The sequence below is a fragment of the Candidatus Poribacteria bacterium genome (assembly GCA_016866785.1).
GTDB lineage: Bacteria > Poribacteria > WGA-4E.
This window is the reverse complement of the sequence record VGLH01000013.1, coordinates 1-17165: the sequence shown is the minus strand read 5'-3', so window position 1 is coordinate 17165 and position 17165 is coordinate 1. Positions and strand designations below refer to the sequence as shown.

Annotated in this window: 11 protein-coding genes; 4 read left to right on the top strand and 7 right to left on the bottom strand. The window is 64.5% G+C overall.

Annotation, left to right across the window (positions count from 1 at the left end; all coding sequences use genetic code 11):
* Positions 1 to 11 precede the first annotated feature (11 nt).
* Complete coding sequence (locus FJZ36_03475) at positions 12 to 2456, top strand: hypothetical protein (protein MBM3213960.1); 2445 nt, start codon at positions 12 to 14, stop codon at positions 2454 to 2456.
* Here FJZ36_03475 and FJZ36_03470 read toward each other — a convergent pair.
* Positions 2447 to 3604 carry a hypothetical protein gene (locus tag FJZ36_03470; protein ID MBM3213959.1) on the bottom strand — a complete coding sequence of 386 codons (1158 nt, stop codon included), beginning with the start codon at positions 3602 to 3604 and terminating at the stop codon, positions 2447 to 2449. The genes FJZ36_03475 and FJZ36_03470 overlap by 10 nt on opposite strands.
* A gap of 76 nt (positions 3605 to 3680) precedes the next feature.
* On the opposite strand from FJZ36_03470, the gene FJZ36_03465 reads away from it, so the two are divergent.
* On the top strand, positions 3681 to 4832 hold the full coding sequence (locus FJZ36_03465; GenBank protein ID MBM3213958.1) for an ISAs1 family transposase: 1152 nt from the start codon (positions 3681 to 3683) through the stop codon (positions 4830 to 4832).
* Here the strand turns inward: FJZ36_03465 and FJZ36_03460 are convergent.
* Complete coding sequence (locus tag FJZ36_03460) at positions 4819 to 6501, bottom strand: hypothetical protein (protein MBM3213957.1); 1683 nt, start codon at positions 6499 to 6501, stop codon at positions 4819 to 4821. The two genes, FJZ36_03465 and FJZ36_03460, sit on opposite strands and share 14 nt — an antisense overlap.
* A 227-nt stretch (positions 6502 to 6728) precedes the next feature.
* Here FJZ36_03460 and FJZ36_03455 point away from each other — a divergent pair, with 227 nt between their 5' ends.
* Positions 6729 to 7256, top strand: coding sequence for a response regulator (locus FJZ36_03455; protein ID MBM3213956.1), 528 nt, complete (start codon positions 6729 to 6731; stop codon positions 7254 to 7256).
* 235 nt (positions 7257 to 7491) lie between these two features.
* Entirely contained in the window at positions 7492 to 8409 is a 918-nt protein-coding gene (locus FJZ36_03450) for a pentapeptide repeat-containing protein (GenBank protein MBM3213955.1), read from the top strand.
* Positions 8410 to 8431: 22 nt separating this feature from the next.
* Here FJZ36_03450 and FJZ36_03445 read toward each other — a convergent pair whose 3' ends face one another.
* The 5 genes from FJZ36_03445 to FJZ36_03425 form a co-directional block, all read right to left on the bottom strand.
* Positions 8432 to 13372: a hypothetical protein gene (locus FJZ36_03445; GenBank protein ID MBM3213954.1), complete on the bottom strand. Its 4941-nt coding sequence runs from the start codon at positions 13370 to 13372 to the stop codon at positions 8432 to 8434.
* Positions 13373 to 13462: 90 nt separating this feature from the next.
* On the bottom strand, positions 13463 to 13930 hold the full coding sequence (locus FJZ36_03440; GenBank protein MBM3213953.1) for a helix-hairpin-helix domain-containing protein: 468 nt from the start codon (positions 13928 to 13930) through the stop codon (positions 13463 to 13465).
* Positions 13931 to 13942: 12 nt separating this feature from the next.
* Positions 13943 to 14461, bottom strand: coding sequence for a hypothetical protein (locus tag FJZ36_03435; protein MBM3213952.1), 519 nt, complete (start codon positions 14459 to 14461; stop codon positions 13943 to 13945).
* Complete coding sequence (locus FJZ36_03430; GenBank protein ID MBM3213951.1) at positions 14458 to 15300, bottom strand: DUF1028 domain-containing protein; 843 nt, start codon at positions 15298 to 15300, stop codon at positions 14458 to 14460. The genes FJZ36_03435 and FJZ36_03430 overlap by 4 nt, the downstream gene beginning before the upstream one ends.
* On the bottom strand, positions 15125 to 16072 hold the full coding sequence (locus tag FJZ36_03425; protein MBM3213950.1) for a carbohydrate kinase family protein: 948 nt from the start codon (positions 16070 to 16072) through the stop codon (positions 15125 to 15127). The genes FJZ36_03430 and FJZ36_03425 overlap by 176 nt, the downstream gene beginning before the upstream one ends.
* Positions 16073 to 17165: the final 1093 nt, after the last annotated feature.

Genomic DNA, 17165 nt, shown 5'->3' with positions numbered 1-17165 from the left:
CATGATACGGCGTGGTCCCTTCCATGGTGTCCGACTCGATCTCTGGACCATCGTGTGGAGGCGACTCTATGTCCGTATCACAACCTGGGATACTTGCCACGCCCAGCAGCGAGAGCTGCGAGCACGGGGCCTCGCATCACGAGCTGTATCGTCTCGGGCAGAGCCTGTCGCAGCCTGACGCCGCGCTGAGGCTAGCGTCGGCAGAGATGAGTCTGTACGAAGCCAAAGCCCTCTACGACCCCGAATGGAACGATAGCGCCGCGCGAGACCTCGTCTGGGCGGCGCGTGGATCGTTCGACAGATATGGTCCCGTGCCCGTGACGGACGAGTACGACGCCAAGTCGTCCGTATGCCTTGTGCGAACCACATTCACATGCCACACGGCGCACGCAGCCCTCCCGATGGAGGAGTGGTTCACGATTCGGTTCGTGCCGAGCGACGGGCTGCCTCACGGCAACGCCGACCTGAACAACTGCATCTGCAAGGATCAGCCAGTTGGCAACGTGATCGAGACGGCTCTTCTCGGCTCCGACAGATCGGGGCTATCCGGTCTCGTGTCCATATCGCGGATGTCGGCGATTCCAGCCTATACCGTGGGAACCGAGGCGGGAGATGGGAAGGCGAACTCGCGTCGGGCGCTTCGGTACAGCGCCGCAGCATTCGCGATGGCGCATGGATACGTGATGCGGAGATACGGGGGTTCGTGGCGGTATCTCACCGGTTTATGCCATCCCAAGCTGCTTGCGTCGGCGTTCTCAGTACGGAACGCAGACGGGAGGGTGGTGCCGCGGTATACGACTGGGGCTGATATGCTCGGCCTTGCTTCCGTGCGAGATGTGAAGCTCGACCGATCCGCAGAGGCGTACCATTACCCCGGGTACTTCCTGGATGTGCGCCAACTGGCAAGGGTGCTCGGCGATCTGCTGGCGCAGGGCGTTTTGACTCGCGCTACGCTGCGGCACTACCTCGGACTCGACGACGTCGAACTGGGCAGCAACTTAGTGCGACTCACACAATCGAGACAGCTCGGAAGCCTGTTGACAGCGCGTGGCGAGCTCGTGGGTGCGAGGATCACTGGGGAGCGGCTGCGGGCATATCTCGACCGCGTCGTTGAGGACGAGCCTGTTCTGTACATCTTCGATGCCCGCGCTTGGAGCGACGAAATCGACGGCATGCTGGAGGAGGTGGAGCGCCAGGCATACGCGAATCTCCCCGGAAAGCCTCGGCTGTTCGACGCGCCAACAGCCCACCGATTGGGTCAAATATCCTTCCAAGCGGACGGCACTGCCGTGATTCGTCACGAAGGCGGACGCACGTCGTGCATACCGCCATCGAGCCAATACGATGTGACGCAACCGACCATGTTCGGACTCAACGAGCGACTCACCTCTTCAGTCATCTCGCCGGTTCTTGGGTCGTCTGAGACGCTGCGGGACCGGTTCAACTCGGAATGGGAGCGCTACTCGGACGCCGTCCTCCGCGCCGGCGACGGGGCGATAGATTATGGAACCTACGCGTACTACGCCGACCGGAACGAGCTTGTCCGCTACTGTTCTCGATATTGGCACCGCGTCGTCGCCGTCGCGAGCAACTCCAAACTGGTGACCGATCCACGTCGAGAGATGACGTGGGAGTCGATACAACGTGTCTTCGAGAACACAACCGTCGCCGTCGCAGGCGGGAGCGTCGGCAACAACATCCTGCACAGCGTGGCGATGGACATGCGACCGAGCCATCTGAAAATCGCCGACAAGATGGTCTTCAAGATGGAGAACGTCAACCGAGTCCGACTGACGTATTCCGACCTGGTTGATGCCAACGATCAGCGCCCCAGTCCTCTTACACCGGCTCTCAGGAACAAGGCGCGCGTCGCTGCCTCGCAGGTCTACTCGATCGATCCGTATGTGACGGTCTACGTCTATGACGAGGGGATCACCGAGGAGACGATCCGCCGGTTCATCCTCGGGAACGACGAGGAGCCGGCTGCCAGCGTCGTCGTGGACGAAGTCGATGACCCGAGAACGAAGGTTCGGCTCAGGGAGGAATGTCGCTCGAACGGCGTCCCGTTGATCATGCTGACGGATATCGGATCGTGCGTGCAGTTGGACGTGCTGCCGTACGACAGGAACCCCGATTTCCCGCTGGCGTTTGGCGTGTCAGACGACGACGTGTACCGCGCTCTCGACCAACTCGAGGACAATCCGAGCGACCGTGCGTGCTTCTTCGCGTTTGCGGATGCGCTCGTCGGTCCAGGGTACCGCAGCGACGAGCTCGGCGATATCCTCGCCGGACGGAGTGAGGTGCCGACGGCGACGGTCGTACCGCAACTCGGATCGACGGCTGCCATGGCGGGTGCGATTGCCGCAGAGACGATTGCTCGCTTGCGACTTGGCGCCGTGTATCCGCCGCGCGCCCGTATCAACAAACACACCTTCCAGGCGTGGACCTACTCCTGAGAAAGGTCGTCTAGCATGACGCGGTCGATGGGTTGGCGAGGGCTGTAGGGGCGCCTCGCATGCTCCGAGTTACGCGCTCTGCCGGCTCGTACGACGCAGACCAGCGCACCATCGGCTCCTGCCCAACGGAACATGCTTCGGATGAGCGGTACTTCCGCCACGGCAGCGTGGATGGCGGCGTGGAACCCTTCACGTTCCAGGTCGAGTAGTGCGCACTGCATCGCCCGACCCGCCTTCAGCCACTCCACGACCTCGTCTCGCGGCACGACCACCAACAAGACGAGTGGCGAACTGTCGATACCGCGCTTGCCAGCCAAGGAGAACTTGAGACCGTCTTCCGGGCGCAGCGGAATCCGCCCAGCCAAGCCATCGTGGATCCGTCGCGCTTCGTCGTCGTTGAGTCCGAACCCGATGCCAGGCATGCCGACATCCAGGTGCGTGTCGTTGGGCAACAACCACGACGCAAGCTCCTGTCGGAACGTGCTCGAGTTGATGACGAACGCGTCTGCCTGCCCCTGAAGCTCCGCCAAGAGCCGCTTTGCGACGCTCGACGACGACAGCGCATGGATATGGGCGAAGCCATCGAGCGATCGTGACGTGAGCGCTTGGACGAGGGACGGCGGCACTGGCGTGGACGCATCCATTTCGGCGCGGACGATTCTGCGCGAGATCATGGCTCGGATGCGCGGATCGTCCGCGCCCAACGGTTGAAGCTCAGGAGCCCGCTGTACCTGAACCGTCGCAAGATGGACCAACGGATCGGGTTGGTCGTCCTCAAGCGGTCGAATCGTATCCCGGTCTGGCTGACACAGGCTGACCCCTGACGCCAAGCCATAGCACTCCGCTGCGACGACGAGACTCTCAAGCGCGCAGCCGACGCTGATGGTCGCCTGCCTGCCCTTGGGATCGGATTCGGGCAATACGGCGACGCGGTCGAGGTATAGCTCGATCGATGCGCGTCGAGGGTCGATCCGAAACCGCCAAGGCTGCGTGTTGTGTGTGCTTGGCGCCAGATGCGCCACTCGGCACAGGTACAGCGCCTGTTCCTCGAATGGCAAGAGCGAGAACGCAGATGGGGTGGGAAGAGGCACATGCCTGGCGCTGAGATCGGGAGCTCTACCGGCGTCGCCTGTGGACGGGTCCGCCATCGTGTCAAGCCTTCCTGTTGGTTACCAGGGCTGTTTCACGAATGGTTGAGCGATGGAAGAATCGTGATGATGGGTCATGGGTGAGAAAGGAATCATCACGATGCAACGACTTCCATCGCTCGCAGAGAGATTAGCGCTTGTATCGGATCCACGCCAAGCGTCGAAGGTGCAGCATCCTCTGGCGGCGATCCTGCTGCAGTTGTGCTTCGCGGTTCTTTGTGGCGCGCAAGGTCCTCGTGCGATCGCGGAATGGGGACGGCTGCACGCCGAGTATACCCAAGCCTTGGGATATGAGCGATCCGAGACGCCCTGTGCGGCGACGTTCTCCCGAGTGCTGCGCCGACTCGATTGGGAAGCCTTCGCAGGTATCCTCCACGCTTGGGCTCGGGAGTGGACGGACACCAAGAGCCATTCGCCGACGGCTCTGGCGATGGATGGCAAGACGCTCCGGGGCAGCAGGAAGCGGGGCGCCCGTGGCTGCCATATCCTCTCGATGGTGCTGCACGACATCGGGCTGGTCTGGTCGGAAGCGGCGGTGGACGACAAGACCAACGAGATTCCCGTCGCCGAGCAGTTGGCCAAGGGGTTGCGGCTGGACCACTGTGTGGTGACCGTGGACGCGCTCCTGACTCAGCGTGGCTTGGCGCAGGCGATCCGTGACTCGGGAGGCGACTACCTGATGCCGGTCAAAGACAACCATCCGGCGCTTCGACGAGAACTGATGCGTTTGTTCGAGGACGCAGACGGGCTGGCGATCACACGACGATCCGCCCAGACCATCGAGCGGAACCGAGGACGCTGGGAGAGGCGTCGGCTCACGGTCAGTCCGGAGCTCGGCGACTACATCGCCCACGTCTACGATTGGCCCAATGCTACGCAAGCCTACCACCTCCAGCGGGAAACCACGCGCCATGGTCAAACGCGTCGGCAGGTAGAGGTAGGTCTGACGAGTCTGGACGCGACAATCGGTTCTCCCGAAGTGCTGCTTCGCCTCCGCCGACAGCACTGGCACATCGAGAACCGCAACCATCGAGTCCGAGACGTCACCTATGACGAGGATCGATCCCAAGTCCGTTGCGGAGCTACGCCCCGCGTCTTGGCGACGGTAAGAGCCTGTTTGCTGGGATTCCTGCGCCTCAACGGAGTCGACAACGTCGCCCGAGCGACTCGACGATTCGCAGCCAAACCCCAGCAAGCATGGCAACTCAGAGGACTCATACATTCGTGAAACAGCCCTGGTTGGTTACTCCATTGAGGTCAGCCTGAGCTGAGGGCTCGACCGCACACTGCTCGCCGGGGATTCGATCCGGGATGGTGAACAGGAACGTCGATCCGCGTCCGATCTCCGACTCGACCCAGATCCGTCCACCGTGCCGCTGCACGATCTTCTTGCACACTGCCAACCCGATGCCGGTGCCTTCGTATTCTTCGTGCGTGTGGAGTCGGCGGAGCGTCTCGAACACCTGATCGTGGAAACGCGGGTCGATGCCGATCCCATTGTCGCGCACGCGGAAAAGCCATGCATCCGAGAGGCGCTCCGATGAGACGATGACCAGAGGCGGTCCGGGTCCACAAAACTTGAGCGCGTTGGCGATCAGGTTCTGAAAAACTTGTGCGATCTGTGTGGGGTCGGCTCGGATCATCGGGAGTCGGTCCACGCGGATTTCGCCTTGTGTCTCAGCGATCTGCACGGACAGTGCGTTGCGGACATGATGAACCACTTCGCCAACATCCGTATTGACGAATGTCCCACCACGCGTTTCGACGCGCGCCAGCGTCAGCAGGCTTTCGACAAGCCGCTCCATACGGCGCGCGCCGCCGACCAGAAAGCCTAAGAACTCGATGCCGGCTTCGTCCAAAAGCCTGACGTAGCGTCGCTCGAACAGCTCGCCATAGGCAATGACCGCCCGAAGCGGTTCCCGCAAGTCGTGCGACGCGACGTGCGTAAAGCGCTCCAACTCGGCGTTGGAGGCGGACAAGCGTTCATTGGCGTGACGAAGCTCCTGTGCGCTCTGCTCGAGCCTGGATCGATGACGCGTCTCCGCGTGGAATGCTCGAATCAGCAGCGTTCCTGTCACGACGCATCCGATGAATACGACCGAATCCATTGCCATCCCGGAATAGGACTGGTTCGCACTGACGTTCGCCACGGCGAGTATGAAGAGCATCGCCAGCAAGGCGTAGATGGCTGCCAAACGGATGCCGAACAACTGATACTGCACGATCGCATACGTGACGCAGACGACGAGCATGACGAACGACGGCGGTCCCAGGAACACAAACCGTGACGTGTTGAACGCGATGATGGCGACGTTGGTCGATGTGAACATGCAGGTGAACGTCGCGACGATCCCGATGAGGAGGAGACGGTATCGAGCGCGTTCGGCGTCCCGACGCCTTCGGTATCGAAGTCCAAGGACCACGAATGTGATGATGAGGAGACCCCCGGAGTTGAGTACCCAGACTGGCATGCCAGGACCGGGTACGGGGATCGCCTCGGAGTTGGCGTAGGAAAGCGATACGAACACGAGTGGCGTGAGCGATAGCGCGCCGCTGGCAGTCATCAAGGCGATGAGCGGCACTCGCATCGACCACGGCATGTCTATTTGAGCGCCGGGGAATGTGTGCACGAACAGCAGGAGCGTCGGGCAGATGAACGACGTGGCAAACATCACGGCGCGGATCCAGAAAAGCTGGTGTCCGCCCGTAAGCGACGGATGCAGAGACAGGAAGTTCAGGACGGTGTAAATGCAGATCAGAGACGCCAGGACGGCAAACAGGCGATTCGTCCAGCTTCGCGCGTTCCGCAGGAGCACGATCCATCCGAGTACGCCCGTCGAGATGAGCGTTCCCACGCCCAACGCGACCTCGAGCGGCATCCAGGATGCGTGGTCCATCGCCCGTTGCGGCTCCGAAGTTCGGGGAAACGTCTGCGCTCAGTATCAACGGCGGTCGCCGATCTCCACCGTTGTCGACCAGCCCGGCGACCCATGCACGGACAAGATTGCAGCGACCTCGATGCAACCCATGCCATCTTCGGTAAGCATCGTACAGGCCGCTGATGTCCAACGCGAGACGTATCTCCCAGTTATGCTCCCTGTAGCACATAGATGCAAGATGAAGTATGAAGCGTCACCGCACGGAATGCCCTCAAGTCGCTGAGATAGCAGCGCCAATGGAACGCTTGGCATATGTTACCGTGGCAGACAAGTGCTCTTCTATTGCATCGCTCAGGGACCGTCTAAGTCGGATCCTGCTTGTCGACGACAGCCGATCTGACACGGTGCTCATCGGTGAAGCTCTCCGTGACGCAGGTTTCACAGGCGACATAGATACCGCACACGAGCCAGCCGCAGCGCTGGCTACAATCGCGTCAGCAGCCACTCCCGTCAGCGTCATGCTCCTTGACTTGCACGTGGGTAACGGCGACGGACTCGCGTTGCTCAGAAGGATGAAATCTACGCCATCTCTGCGCGAGATCCCGGTCGTTGCTATGACCGACGGAGAAGATGTCGTCACAATCCGACAAGCCTATCAGGAGCATGCGAACGCATGTCTCGTCAAACCGACTTCCTACGTCGGCTGCTTGTCGCTTGCTGAGAGCCTGGTACGATTCTGGATCCATACCGTCTGGGCGCTGCCCAAGCCGTGACCTCACCTGGACTGCCTCGTCTCGTTCCCTTTCCATGCGCTGACACAGTGACGTGAGGTCGATCACAGTCTTCTGCCGTATCTCATCAGTGAACGTGATGTGTCTTGACCACGGCGCCGTCCATAGCATTCGACAGAGATGCGGGCAGTGTTCCGGGGCGGGGCGAGTGGACGCGCGGTGGGTTAAGCCGGAGTCGAGGGGGTGATCTCCGGACACATCTGGTGTGGCAGAAGCAATGAGTGCAAGAAGAACGAGCCTTCGGCGAGTCAACGCCCAAAACGCGGACCTTGAAGAGGCGGACCTTCGGGGCGCCGACCTAGAGGGAGCTGATCTCCGCAGCGCCAATCTACGTGGTGCCAACTTGACAGGCGCCTCGCTTCGAGGTGCCGATCTCCGTGGCGCATGCCTCGACGACGCCATTCTCGCGGGTGCGCAGCTTTGTGGCGCTCGCTTCAGCGCGGATGTGGAGAACCAAGAACCCTCGCATCCGAAGACGACGGTTCTCGACGCGGCGCTCGAACCTACAGAAGGCGCGCAGGAACCCTTCGGTACGGCACGCCCAATGGCAGAGCGACCGATGTCAGAGCTTGGACTCCGGCGCGGCGCCAGCCCTGTTGGCGACGAGAAGCACCATACGTTCCGCAAGGAGGGTGGGGACTACTGGTATCTGTGCTTCGGCGAAGAGGAGGCGCGGATGCGGGATCGGAAGGGTTTCACGTACATCCACACCCTCATTCTGAACGAGGGTAGATGGGTATCTGCCGCGGAGCTGCTGGCTCTGACGGATCCAGACGCCGTCTCGCAGGAAGAACAGAAAGCGCAGCAGGTACGTCGCGACTTGTTGGACGCACAAGCCGATGCCCATGCCTCGATCCGCTACGTTCGCTCGCACCGGGGGTCATCGCCCGCGGGCAGCGACCTCGACGCAACTGCCTTCTATGTGGAAGAACTGACGCGTGCCAGAGACCAAATGAAGAAACTGAACAAGAACCTCTACGCTCGTCTCGCCAACAGCCTACAGCGCGCATACGAGGCTCTCGACCAGTCTGTGCCGACGTGTGTTGCACACCTGCGTCGGCACGTCTCCTATCGATCCGGGGAATGGCTGTACTTGCAGAGCGGAGAGAGGAAAACGCGCTGGGAGCTCTTCTGAATCTACCTCGACCGAGGCGGCTCTAGCGCTTCTTGGCTGGCAGCGCCGTCGCGGTCGTTGCGATGATGAGCACGCCGTCTCCTGGGCGCATGCGCCGATTGTCCGGCGAAGTCGGGTCCGACAGCGGCGTGAACGTGACGAACCTGCTGTTGGTCGTGTCCATGTGGACAACCGCTGAGATCGAGTCGCCCAGAGCGAGCGCGATGTCCGATACCCGCTCGTACCCGGAGTCGGCGACAAGACCGACGAAGTTGACGCCGCGAACCAGGGGAACCGCCTCTTCGCGCCAGGGCGTTCCCTTGATGTCGAGCGTCGCCGCGCCCTCCATCATGACGAGATAGGCAGCTCCTGCGCGGATCGCCGCGTTGCTGGCGGACGTCGTCGGCGCGCCGCGCACGTAGGATACGGTCTGCTTGCGGGTCGTGTCGTAGGACAGCACGAACGCCGCCCGTGTGCCGAGCCGCGCGATGAGATCGGAAGCCTTCTTGAGCCCGGGGTCGTCGACTGGCAGCGAGATGAGGTTGAGTCCCTTGGCGAGGTTCAGCGCATACGCCGTCGCCCGGATGATCGTCACCTTCGTATCGGCGACGAGCGTCTTCCGGTTCCCCGACGCGTCGACGAACGCCACGGACAGGGCGCCATCCGTGACCCGGTCGGCTTCCTTCGCCGTGTAGGAGCCCTTGTAGGTTCCAGCGGAGGACTCGGTCATGGGCACGTTGGTCGCGACCCCGGCGATGGAGAATGTCGCGGTTCCGCCCCGTTCGCCGGTCGCTGTCACGGCGATGGTTTCCCCAGACGTCGCAGGAGACCCCGTCACGGATCCGACTGTAATCGTAATGACGGCGTCGATGGTGACGCGCGTCGTCGTGCTCCGGCGTCCCTTGTTCCCGCCGAGGTCGGTCAACGTGACATCCACGGCTCGCGCCGCCACGGATGCTCCTTCGGGGATCGTCACGGTCGCTGTCCAGACGCGCGTCCCATCGGCGTTCGTCTTGGACTCCGTGAGCGCCCCGGTCACGGTTCCGATGGAGTAGGTCGCTTCGGTGATCTTCTCGGGATCCGCGCTCTGAACGACGGTGATCGCCAACACGTCGCCGGTGATGAGCGTTTTGCCCTTGCTGTCCTCTTCGACGCTCAGGATCGTGGGTGGGCGCGAGTCGCGGAAGGTGAACGCCTTCTCTCGCACGACCGTGAGATCGGACGCGAGCCCTACCGCCGTGACGTCCAGGGCGGCATTCGGCTCGATCCCGGCAAAGGTCTCGTTGACGCGGAACGTGCCAGAGGCATCCGACTCGCTCTCGCCGAGGAGACTGGACCCGATCTTCACGCGCACGATCTCGCGGGCACCGAAGCCGGAGCCCGTGACGAGTACCACGGTTCCCTGCGCGCCGCTGGACGGCTTGGGAACGTCGATCACCGCGAGCGCTCCGACGGCAGCGGTCAGGGATACGGTCTCGCCGCTGCTGCTCCCCCGCACTGCGACATCGTGCAGCCCCGTCGGAATCGCCGGCATCGGTACGGTCGCGTTCAGCGAGCCGTTCGCATCCGCCGCCAAGCGTGTGCGCGGAACCACGGGCGTGCCGCCGACCGTTGCCGTGAGCTCCTCGTTCATCTCGAAGCCATCGCCGATCAGGACGAGATTGGCTCCGGCGGGGAGCTTGCCGTCCACGACCGCTTTCGGATCCGGCTCGACCGCGCGGAGCACGGGTCTCACGCGGAGCTGGACGGACGCAGCGCTCACGTTGTCTGACGCGACGACGCGCGTGATGCCGCCGGGACCTGCCGGCACGACGACGGAGAGGCTGAACGAGCCGTCGGAGCGCGACCGCAGCACAGTCGGAGTGCGCGACGATCCGATGGCGATCGTTGTCGTTCGGTCGCCGCCGAACCCGTCACCCGCGATCGCGACGCGTTCGCCCGGAGTCGCCGTCGTCGGGCTGATCGAGACGGTCGGCGTGACGGCGAACGTGGGCGCGGTATAACCAACCGGTAGAGTGCCGACCACCACGACATAGCTGCCGCCCGGCACCGACGGCACGACGAACTCGCCTTCCCACACTCCAGCCACCGACTGGCTGTTCAGCAGCAGTCCCAGCGACTGCGATCCGAACGTCACCGTATTGCCCAACGCGCCGCGAACCTTGACGGTCGTGCCGGCTCTGCCGCTCGCCGGCGTGATCGCCAAGCCCGGAGTGCTGAACCGGAGCGATTCGGAGGACGCGCGGGTCGAGCCGACGGTCGCTCGTATCGCGCCTGTGACGGGCAGGGAACCCGAAAAGACCGTGAACGACGCGATGAACGTGCCGCCGACCGACGTGACGTTCGATGGGCTCGGAGTGAGCGCGATGCCGTCGATGTCGAACGCCACGGGTCCATCGGGGAAGCCGGCTCCACGCACCGTGACGGACAGCCCTGTCGTGACGATGGAGCCCGGCGGCGGCGATAGCAGTGTGAGCTTGGGAACGATCTTCAGAACTGTCTCGGCAATCGTGCCAGACGCGAGTCCTCGGACCTGTAGCGTTTGATCACCGCCGGACGTCGGCTGCACGAAGTACGGTAGGTTCACGATCTGCCCGTGCTGGTTCGCCGAGCCGAGGAAGCTGGTACCCGAGGAACCCAACTGCACCTGTGGCGTCTCGAACGGCTGGAACCCCGTCGCCTGGATGAACACGGAGTCGCCGGAGCCGACCGTCGTGACCCGGTTCCCAGCGGCATCGGTGACACGGACCGACGCGGCGAGATTCAGAGGGGCGGCGATTGCCGGGGCTCCGCTGGTCGCCTTGGGGAACTCCGCCAGCACCTCCTTCTCCCCGGCTCGCCCATCAGCCAGCAGCGGTGGCACGGCGACGACGACATCGAACGCGCCGTTCGGGTCGGCGAGGATGAGATCGCCGGATCGCGTCCCGGCGACCACTTCGACGACGGGGAGCACCTGCGGCGACAGGCGGGCGTCGAGCTTCGTGTCGAGCAGGATACGCCCGACGATATGGTTGTGTCCGAAGCCGAGCCCGACGATATGGATCGTATCGCCTTCCGCCGCCGTCGCAGGGATCGAGCGGATGGAAGCCGTCGCGAGCACGTTGGAGCTGGGACTGGAGAGCAGCACGGTCGTCTGCGCCGTGTTGGACTTGTCCCGCGCGCGCACCACGACTTCGCCGACTCCGGCGGGAAGGTCGACCGGAAGCTGCCTCAGCACGATCGCGGCGCGGAAGCTGCCGGATGCGTCGCTCCGGGTCGTCTGGACGTTCGATAGGCTCCCAAGATCGAATGAGATGGTCTCGTTGGCGACGAATCCGGCTCCGTGGACGACGAGGATGGTTCCCAGCGCTCCGATCTTCGGCGACGAGCCGCCCTCCATCGCCCAGTCCGTGATCCGTCCGGCGACCGTGAGGCTCTTGTCGCTGGCGGCTGCGGTTCCCGTGCGGACGGTCAGCGTCTGGGGACCCGACGGCTGCGCGGGAATCGAGAGGCGCACGTCGATCTCGCCGAAGGAGTTCGCCTTCGCCGTGACGGGCGGCACGGCAACCGCGCCGAAGGTCGCTGTCACGGCGGCGTCGGCGAGGAACCCGGTTCCGGTGACGCGGACGGTCTCGCCAGGAAGGACGACCGAGTCGCCGCCCTCCGGCGTAACCGCCGTGATGGTGGCGTTGGGGACGTAGACGAAGGGAGCACTGGCGGCGACGAGCCCAGGCGCGCGAACCATGATCGGGATCGCCGCGCGTTCGCTGCGGGGCACGAGCGTCGTTGTGATCGGCACGGTGAAGGAGACGGTTCCTCGCGTTCCCACGGTCTGCGTGCCGGCGACCTGCCCATTGACGAGGCAGTCCGCCTGCTGACCCGGCGCGAAGCCGCTCGCAGCGATCAGGACGTTGGTTCCCGCAGGGCCCATCGGTGGCGTGACGGTCGTGATGCGGGGCTGAACGGTCAAGTTCGGTCGGTAGGCTTTCAGACGGGACGTTCGGCCCTCGACGACCAGTTCCGCCGGTCCCACGATCAGGTCGTTCGGCAGCCCGATCTGCGTGGACAGCTTGCCTTGTGCAGTCGCCTGATCTCCGCCGAGGATCGTCGTCACGGCGACGCCCTGGATCTGGAACGTCACCCGCTCGGACGCCCCGAAGCCCTCGCCGCTCACGCGTAGCACGTCGCCGGGACCGACGAACGCAGCGGTCGCCTCATCCAACGTGGGCACGATCTGGAAGCGCGTCTCATACCGGCGTTTCGACTCGACGCCTAGGAGCACGATCGGACGTGCGCTCGCCGGTGCGTCCGGTATCTCAACCGGCGCGAAGAGCACCTGCCCTGAGGCGTCGGATCGTGCCGGCGCTCCGATGTCCACGCCGTCGAGCGTGATCTGGACATCTTCATTGGGCAGAAAACCCGCCGCGGAAACGGTTGCCACGGTCCGAGGGGGTCCGCTGGATGGGTTCAGCACCATGCCAGCGCCGACGGAAACCGACAAACCCTTGGTCTGAACGCGCTCGGAGCCCTCGACCAGCACGCCCGACTTCGTGACCAGCGTGATGCTGCCTGCGTCGAGACCCATCGTCGCGATCCCTGCCCGAGCTGCGCGGAAGCGGATCGAGACGAGCACGCCGTCGCGGAACACCTCGGAGTCGCCGACGTTGCGGCTGGTGGTCAGCGCGAGCGTCCCGCCCGCCTCGAGCACGCTGATCAAGGGCGGGAAGCGAGCCGCCGTCAGGAAGAGCTCGCCGACCTCAGCCGCGATGTACTCCAATCGTGAGCTGTCGTACGTGAGCTTCGCACTCGCCCCAAACAAGGGCGTTGCGTCGGTGACCCGAAGATTCACGCGGAAGGTGTCGCCCGCGTTCAGCAGCGGCAGGTCCGTCTGAAGCTCGACCAGCGGCGTCGCTGACCGCGCGAAGCCGACCTCGAAAAGCCATCCGAGGGCGGCGAGACAGGCGATCAGGAGTCGGGCGCGAGTTGCCTGTTTCTGGTACGCCAAAGTCTGGCTCCTGCTAGAAGCGATCCGCTCAGCGCAAGCAAGCCGTGTCATGGGATCACGATACCACGGCGAAGTGACACGCGAAAGGCGTCAGGGCTCCACCGTGACCAGGTCGCGGAGCTTTCCGAGCGTCTTGGGTCCGATGCCGCGCACATCGATCAGGTCGTCCACGCTGTGGAACCCTCCCGCCTCCTTGCGATACGCGATGATCCGCTCGGCGAGCACGGGCCCGATGCCCGGCAGCGTCTGCAGGGTGGCGCTGTCCGCCGTGTTCAGGTTGACGCGCGTGGCACGATCCTGCACGGCGTCGGCGGCTGAAGGCGCAGGCGCGACCTGTGTCTCGGTCGGCGCGGATGGCGGCTTTGGAACCGGCGAGGCGGGCTCCTCGGCTGCCTCGCTCTCAACCCCGTTCAGGGGCTCGTCGAGGACGAAGTCCGGGGGTCCGTAGAACCACTCGGGGCGTGCGCGACGGGCAAGGCTCACTCCGGCGCCAATGAGCGTCACGACCATCAGGGCTGCCAAGATGCGCTTTTCCCCGGCTGTGAACTGGTTCCACATGGGTCTTCTCGGTCACGAGTCGAGTCGCACGACATGGCACTCGAAGGGTCGGAGCTCGTACCGAACGCCCTCGTTGGGGCTGTCCGGCACGCAGATCAGCGCCACCACGCCGCGTCGCGCGTGCTCAGCAACGCGGGGAATGAGCGGCACGGCATAGACATGAAGCAGCTCGATGGCATCGAGAACCACTGCATCGGCACCAGAGAACGCCGACTCCAAGGCGTCGGCGAGCGCGATCCGCAGGAAGACGCGCGTCTTGTCGGGATCCGCTGCGAAATCCGCGAGATCGCCCTCGCGCTTGAGCGCGTCGAGGAGCGCGCGGTTCAGCGCATGGACTCTCCGCTCCGGGTCGTCGAAATGGCTTGCTAGCCAGTATCGGGCGAGCGTTGTCTTGCCCGAACCAAAGTCCCCGATGATGCAGATGGGCATGTTCGGGGGCCCGGACGCCAGGATCGACTCGATCTGGTCGAGCGCCCGTCGCTGCCCCGAGGTCAGTTCGATCGATCCCCACGGATGGGCTGACGGCGTCATCGTCCGAGTCGGAGGCTGAGGAGCCGCTTCAGGTCGGCGGTCGGTTCGGGGTGGTCATCGGATCGGATGTCGATGTAGCGATCGTTGAACCCGGCGTACCCGCCGTGGGCGCGCACGACGAGCAGCGCAGCCGATTGCTTCCCCCGCGAGTCGCCGCCGACCCGATCCCCCGCTTCGAGAGCGGCGAGGAGCCGTTCTGCCAACTCGCCCTGCGCGGCGTCAAAGGCTGCCGTCATCGCGTCGATGACGACGGCTCCGACGAGGATGTTCCCCTGTACGGCGCAGTTAGGACGGGCGTTGCCGCCCGCCCAACCCGTGCACCCGTCGCCGGTGAATGTGGCAGACCTGCCCTGGGCGTCGACGATGCCGACCTGCCGGAGGCGGGATTCGGGATCGCTCCGGGCGAGTTCGGCGAGAACCAGTTCCGGCGGCGCTCCGCCCGCGAGCAGGTTCAGCCCGGCAGGACCGTAGGACGTGTTCGCGTGGGACTGCGTGGCGATTGCGCCCACACCAGCCCGCGCCCAGGGAACCACCGAGCCCACGGCGAAGAACTTCGATGCCACAGCCACGCCGAGGTCGCCGTTGGATGGGTCCCGCGCCGCAATCGAGAACGTGCCGAACGGAAGCCAGTCGCGGTTCACCGACGGATCCCTTTCTACGTGTCTACGTGCGCGGCGGACAGGTGCGCCAGAGCTCGAGGGTTCCGTCCAAGTCACGCAAGCCCGGTGTCGTGCCGATGGCGGTGACGCATGCCGCTCCGGCGCACGTCCCAAGCTGAGCGCATTGCTCCATATCCCATCCCATGGCGACCCCGGCGAGGAACCCGCCGACGTAGGCATCGCCCGCGCCGGTCGTATCGACGACGGACACCTGCAGCGACGGCATCCGAACCGTCGCATCCGCGTTGCGGACGTAGCTGCCGTCAACGCCCAGCTTCAGAACCGCCGTACCCACGCCCAAGTCGAGGAGCGCTTCGGCGACATCTTCGACGTCGTGCAGTCCGGTCATCGCGCGGGCTTCCTCGATGCTCGGCAGGAAGTAGTCGACGTAGGGGAGCGATTCGCCGATCTTGTCGAGCCACGCGCCGGATGCGTCCCACGTCGTGTCGTAAGCCGTGACGATGCCGTTTTCGCGCGCCCAGTGCATCAAGCGAGTGGTCGGCGCGCCGTCGAGCTGCGGCATCAGGTTCGCTCCGGCGACGTGCATGACCGTGGAACCGAGGATGGTGTCGCGGTCGATATCGGTCTCCGAGAAGACGCCGTTGGAACCGATGGTGTGGTAGAAGGACCGCTCGCCGTCGCTAGAGACCACGACGAACGTGAACGACGTGCTCACTTCGGCAGTCCGGGACATGCCGCTGGCGTCAACGCCGTTTTCGTGAAGGTTCTGCACGACGAAGTCACCGAACGCATCGGAGCCCACCTTGCCGTACGCTGTTACCGGCACTCCCAGCCGCGCCAAGGCGATGCCCGTGTTGTTGGCGCATCCGCCGGTGTGGAGCGCCAAGCTGTCGAACAGCACCAGCTTGCCTCGTTCGGGAGCGCTGTCGATGGGTCGCCCGAGGGCGTCCACGACGTAAATGCCGACGCATGCGGCTCTACCGGTCGTCATTCCGTGTCCTTCGCTGGGCTCGGTGCGATGTTCGGCGTCTCGATCCGGTCGGCTGTTATATCAAGCGGCACGATGACGAGCAAGGCATGCGCGGGAGCGGAGCTCGCGCGCATGCCAACCACGGACGCCCCCCGCACCCACCCTACCCAATACGTCGTGTCGCCGGTCATCAGAGCATCCAGGAGCCCCTCGCGAGACCAGTAGCTGTGCAACGGCGTCGGCAGGCTGAGCTGAGACCAGAATGAGCGCCGCGTCTCGACGGCAGCGAACTCAATCGGGCGGTTCTCCCCCTCCCGCAAGCCGTCGACGAAAGCGGCTGCGCCCCCAGCGACCACGGCCCCTCGCTCGAAGGCGACGTTCATGTGGTTCGTGAGGCGCAGCGAGCCGTCGGGAGAGTCGGTCTCAACTGACAGGCTGCCGGGCGACGGCACGAACGCCTGCGCCTCCCAATGCCGCGCCTGATTGGGACCGGTGGACACGTCGCGGATCGTGCCGCCCGCGCCCCGGATGTCCGCAACCCAGACTCCCGATGGGCCCCCCGATAGCGCGGTCGGGTTCGGGTTCGTCGAAAACGGCATCACGAACGACGTGGCGTCGACCGGATCGACGGTCAGTGTCCCTCGCCAGTAGGCATCGCCGGATTCGGGATAGACGCGGAGGACACCCCATTCCTGGGCGGGTATGGAGCGATTACGGCTCCGCCATACGATCGGCGCTGCGGTGGCGCATACCGACAGCGCCAGCGCAACGCCCACCGCCCATCGGCGACGACGAGCGAAGAGCATCGCGAGTGCGCTGATACAGACCACCCATACCACTGTGACGAGGGCGAGTCGTCCGGAACGCGCCGGAGCGCTTTCCGGCAGGGCGTTGAGCCGGTCGACGAGACGCTGCCGTTGCGCGGGATCGAGTCGCTCCCAGGGGGCGAGCGGCTGCCTACGCACGGCGCCGAACACGTCGCGCCACAGGGCTGCCTCCATCGTCGGCGTGCACGCGGCGAGCGGAACCCCGACGTAAAGCGCTCGACCCATGCCGATGTCGCGGGCGGCGATGAGGGGGTTACCCTCGACGGTCAGGACGGATCGGGCCCCCG

Coding starts and splice junctions, on each gene's coding strand:
- FJZ36_03470 (MBM3213959.1), bottom strand. CDS start 3,604: ATGGCGGACCCGTCCACAGGCGACGCCGGTAGAGCTCCCGATCTCAGC.
- FJZ36_03450 (MBM3213955.1), top strand. CDS start 7,492: ATGAGTGCAAGAAGAACGAGCCTTCGGCGAGTCAACGCCCAAAACGCG.
- FJZ36_03430 (MBM3213951.1), bottom strand. CDS start 15,300: ATGCCTACGTCGGCGGGTTCCTCGCCGGGGTCGCCATGGGATGGGATA.
- FJZ36_03425 (MBM3213950.1), bottom strand. CDS start 16,072: ATGACGACCGGTAGAGCCGCATGCGTCGGCATTTACGTCGTGGACGCC.
- FJZ36_03435 (MBM3213952.1), bottom strand. CDS start 14,461: ATGACGCCGTCAGCCCATCCGTGGGGATCGATCGAACTGACCTCGGGG.
- FJZ36_03460 (MBM3213957.1), bottom strand. CDS start 6,501: ATGGACCACGCATCCTGGATGCCGCTCGAGGTCGCGTTGGGCGTGGGA.
- FJZ36_03440 (MBM3213953.1), bottom strand. CDS start 13,930: ATGTGGAACCAGTTCACAGCCGGGGAAAAGCGCATCTTGGCAGCCCTG.
- FJZ36_03455 (MBM3213956.1), top strand. CDS start 6,729: ATGAAGCGTCACCGCACGGAATGCCCTCAAGTCGCTGAGATAGCAGCG.
- FJZ36_03465 (MBM3213958.1), top strand. CDS start 3,681: ATGGGTGAGAAAGGAATCATCACGATGCAACGACTTCCATCGCTCGCA.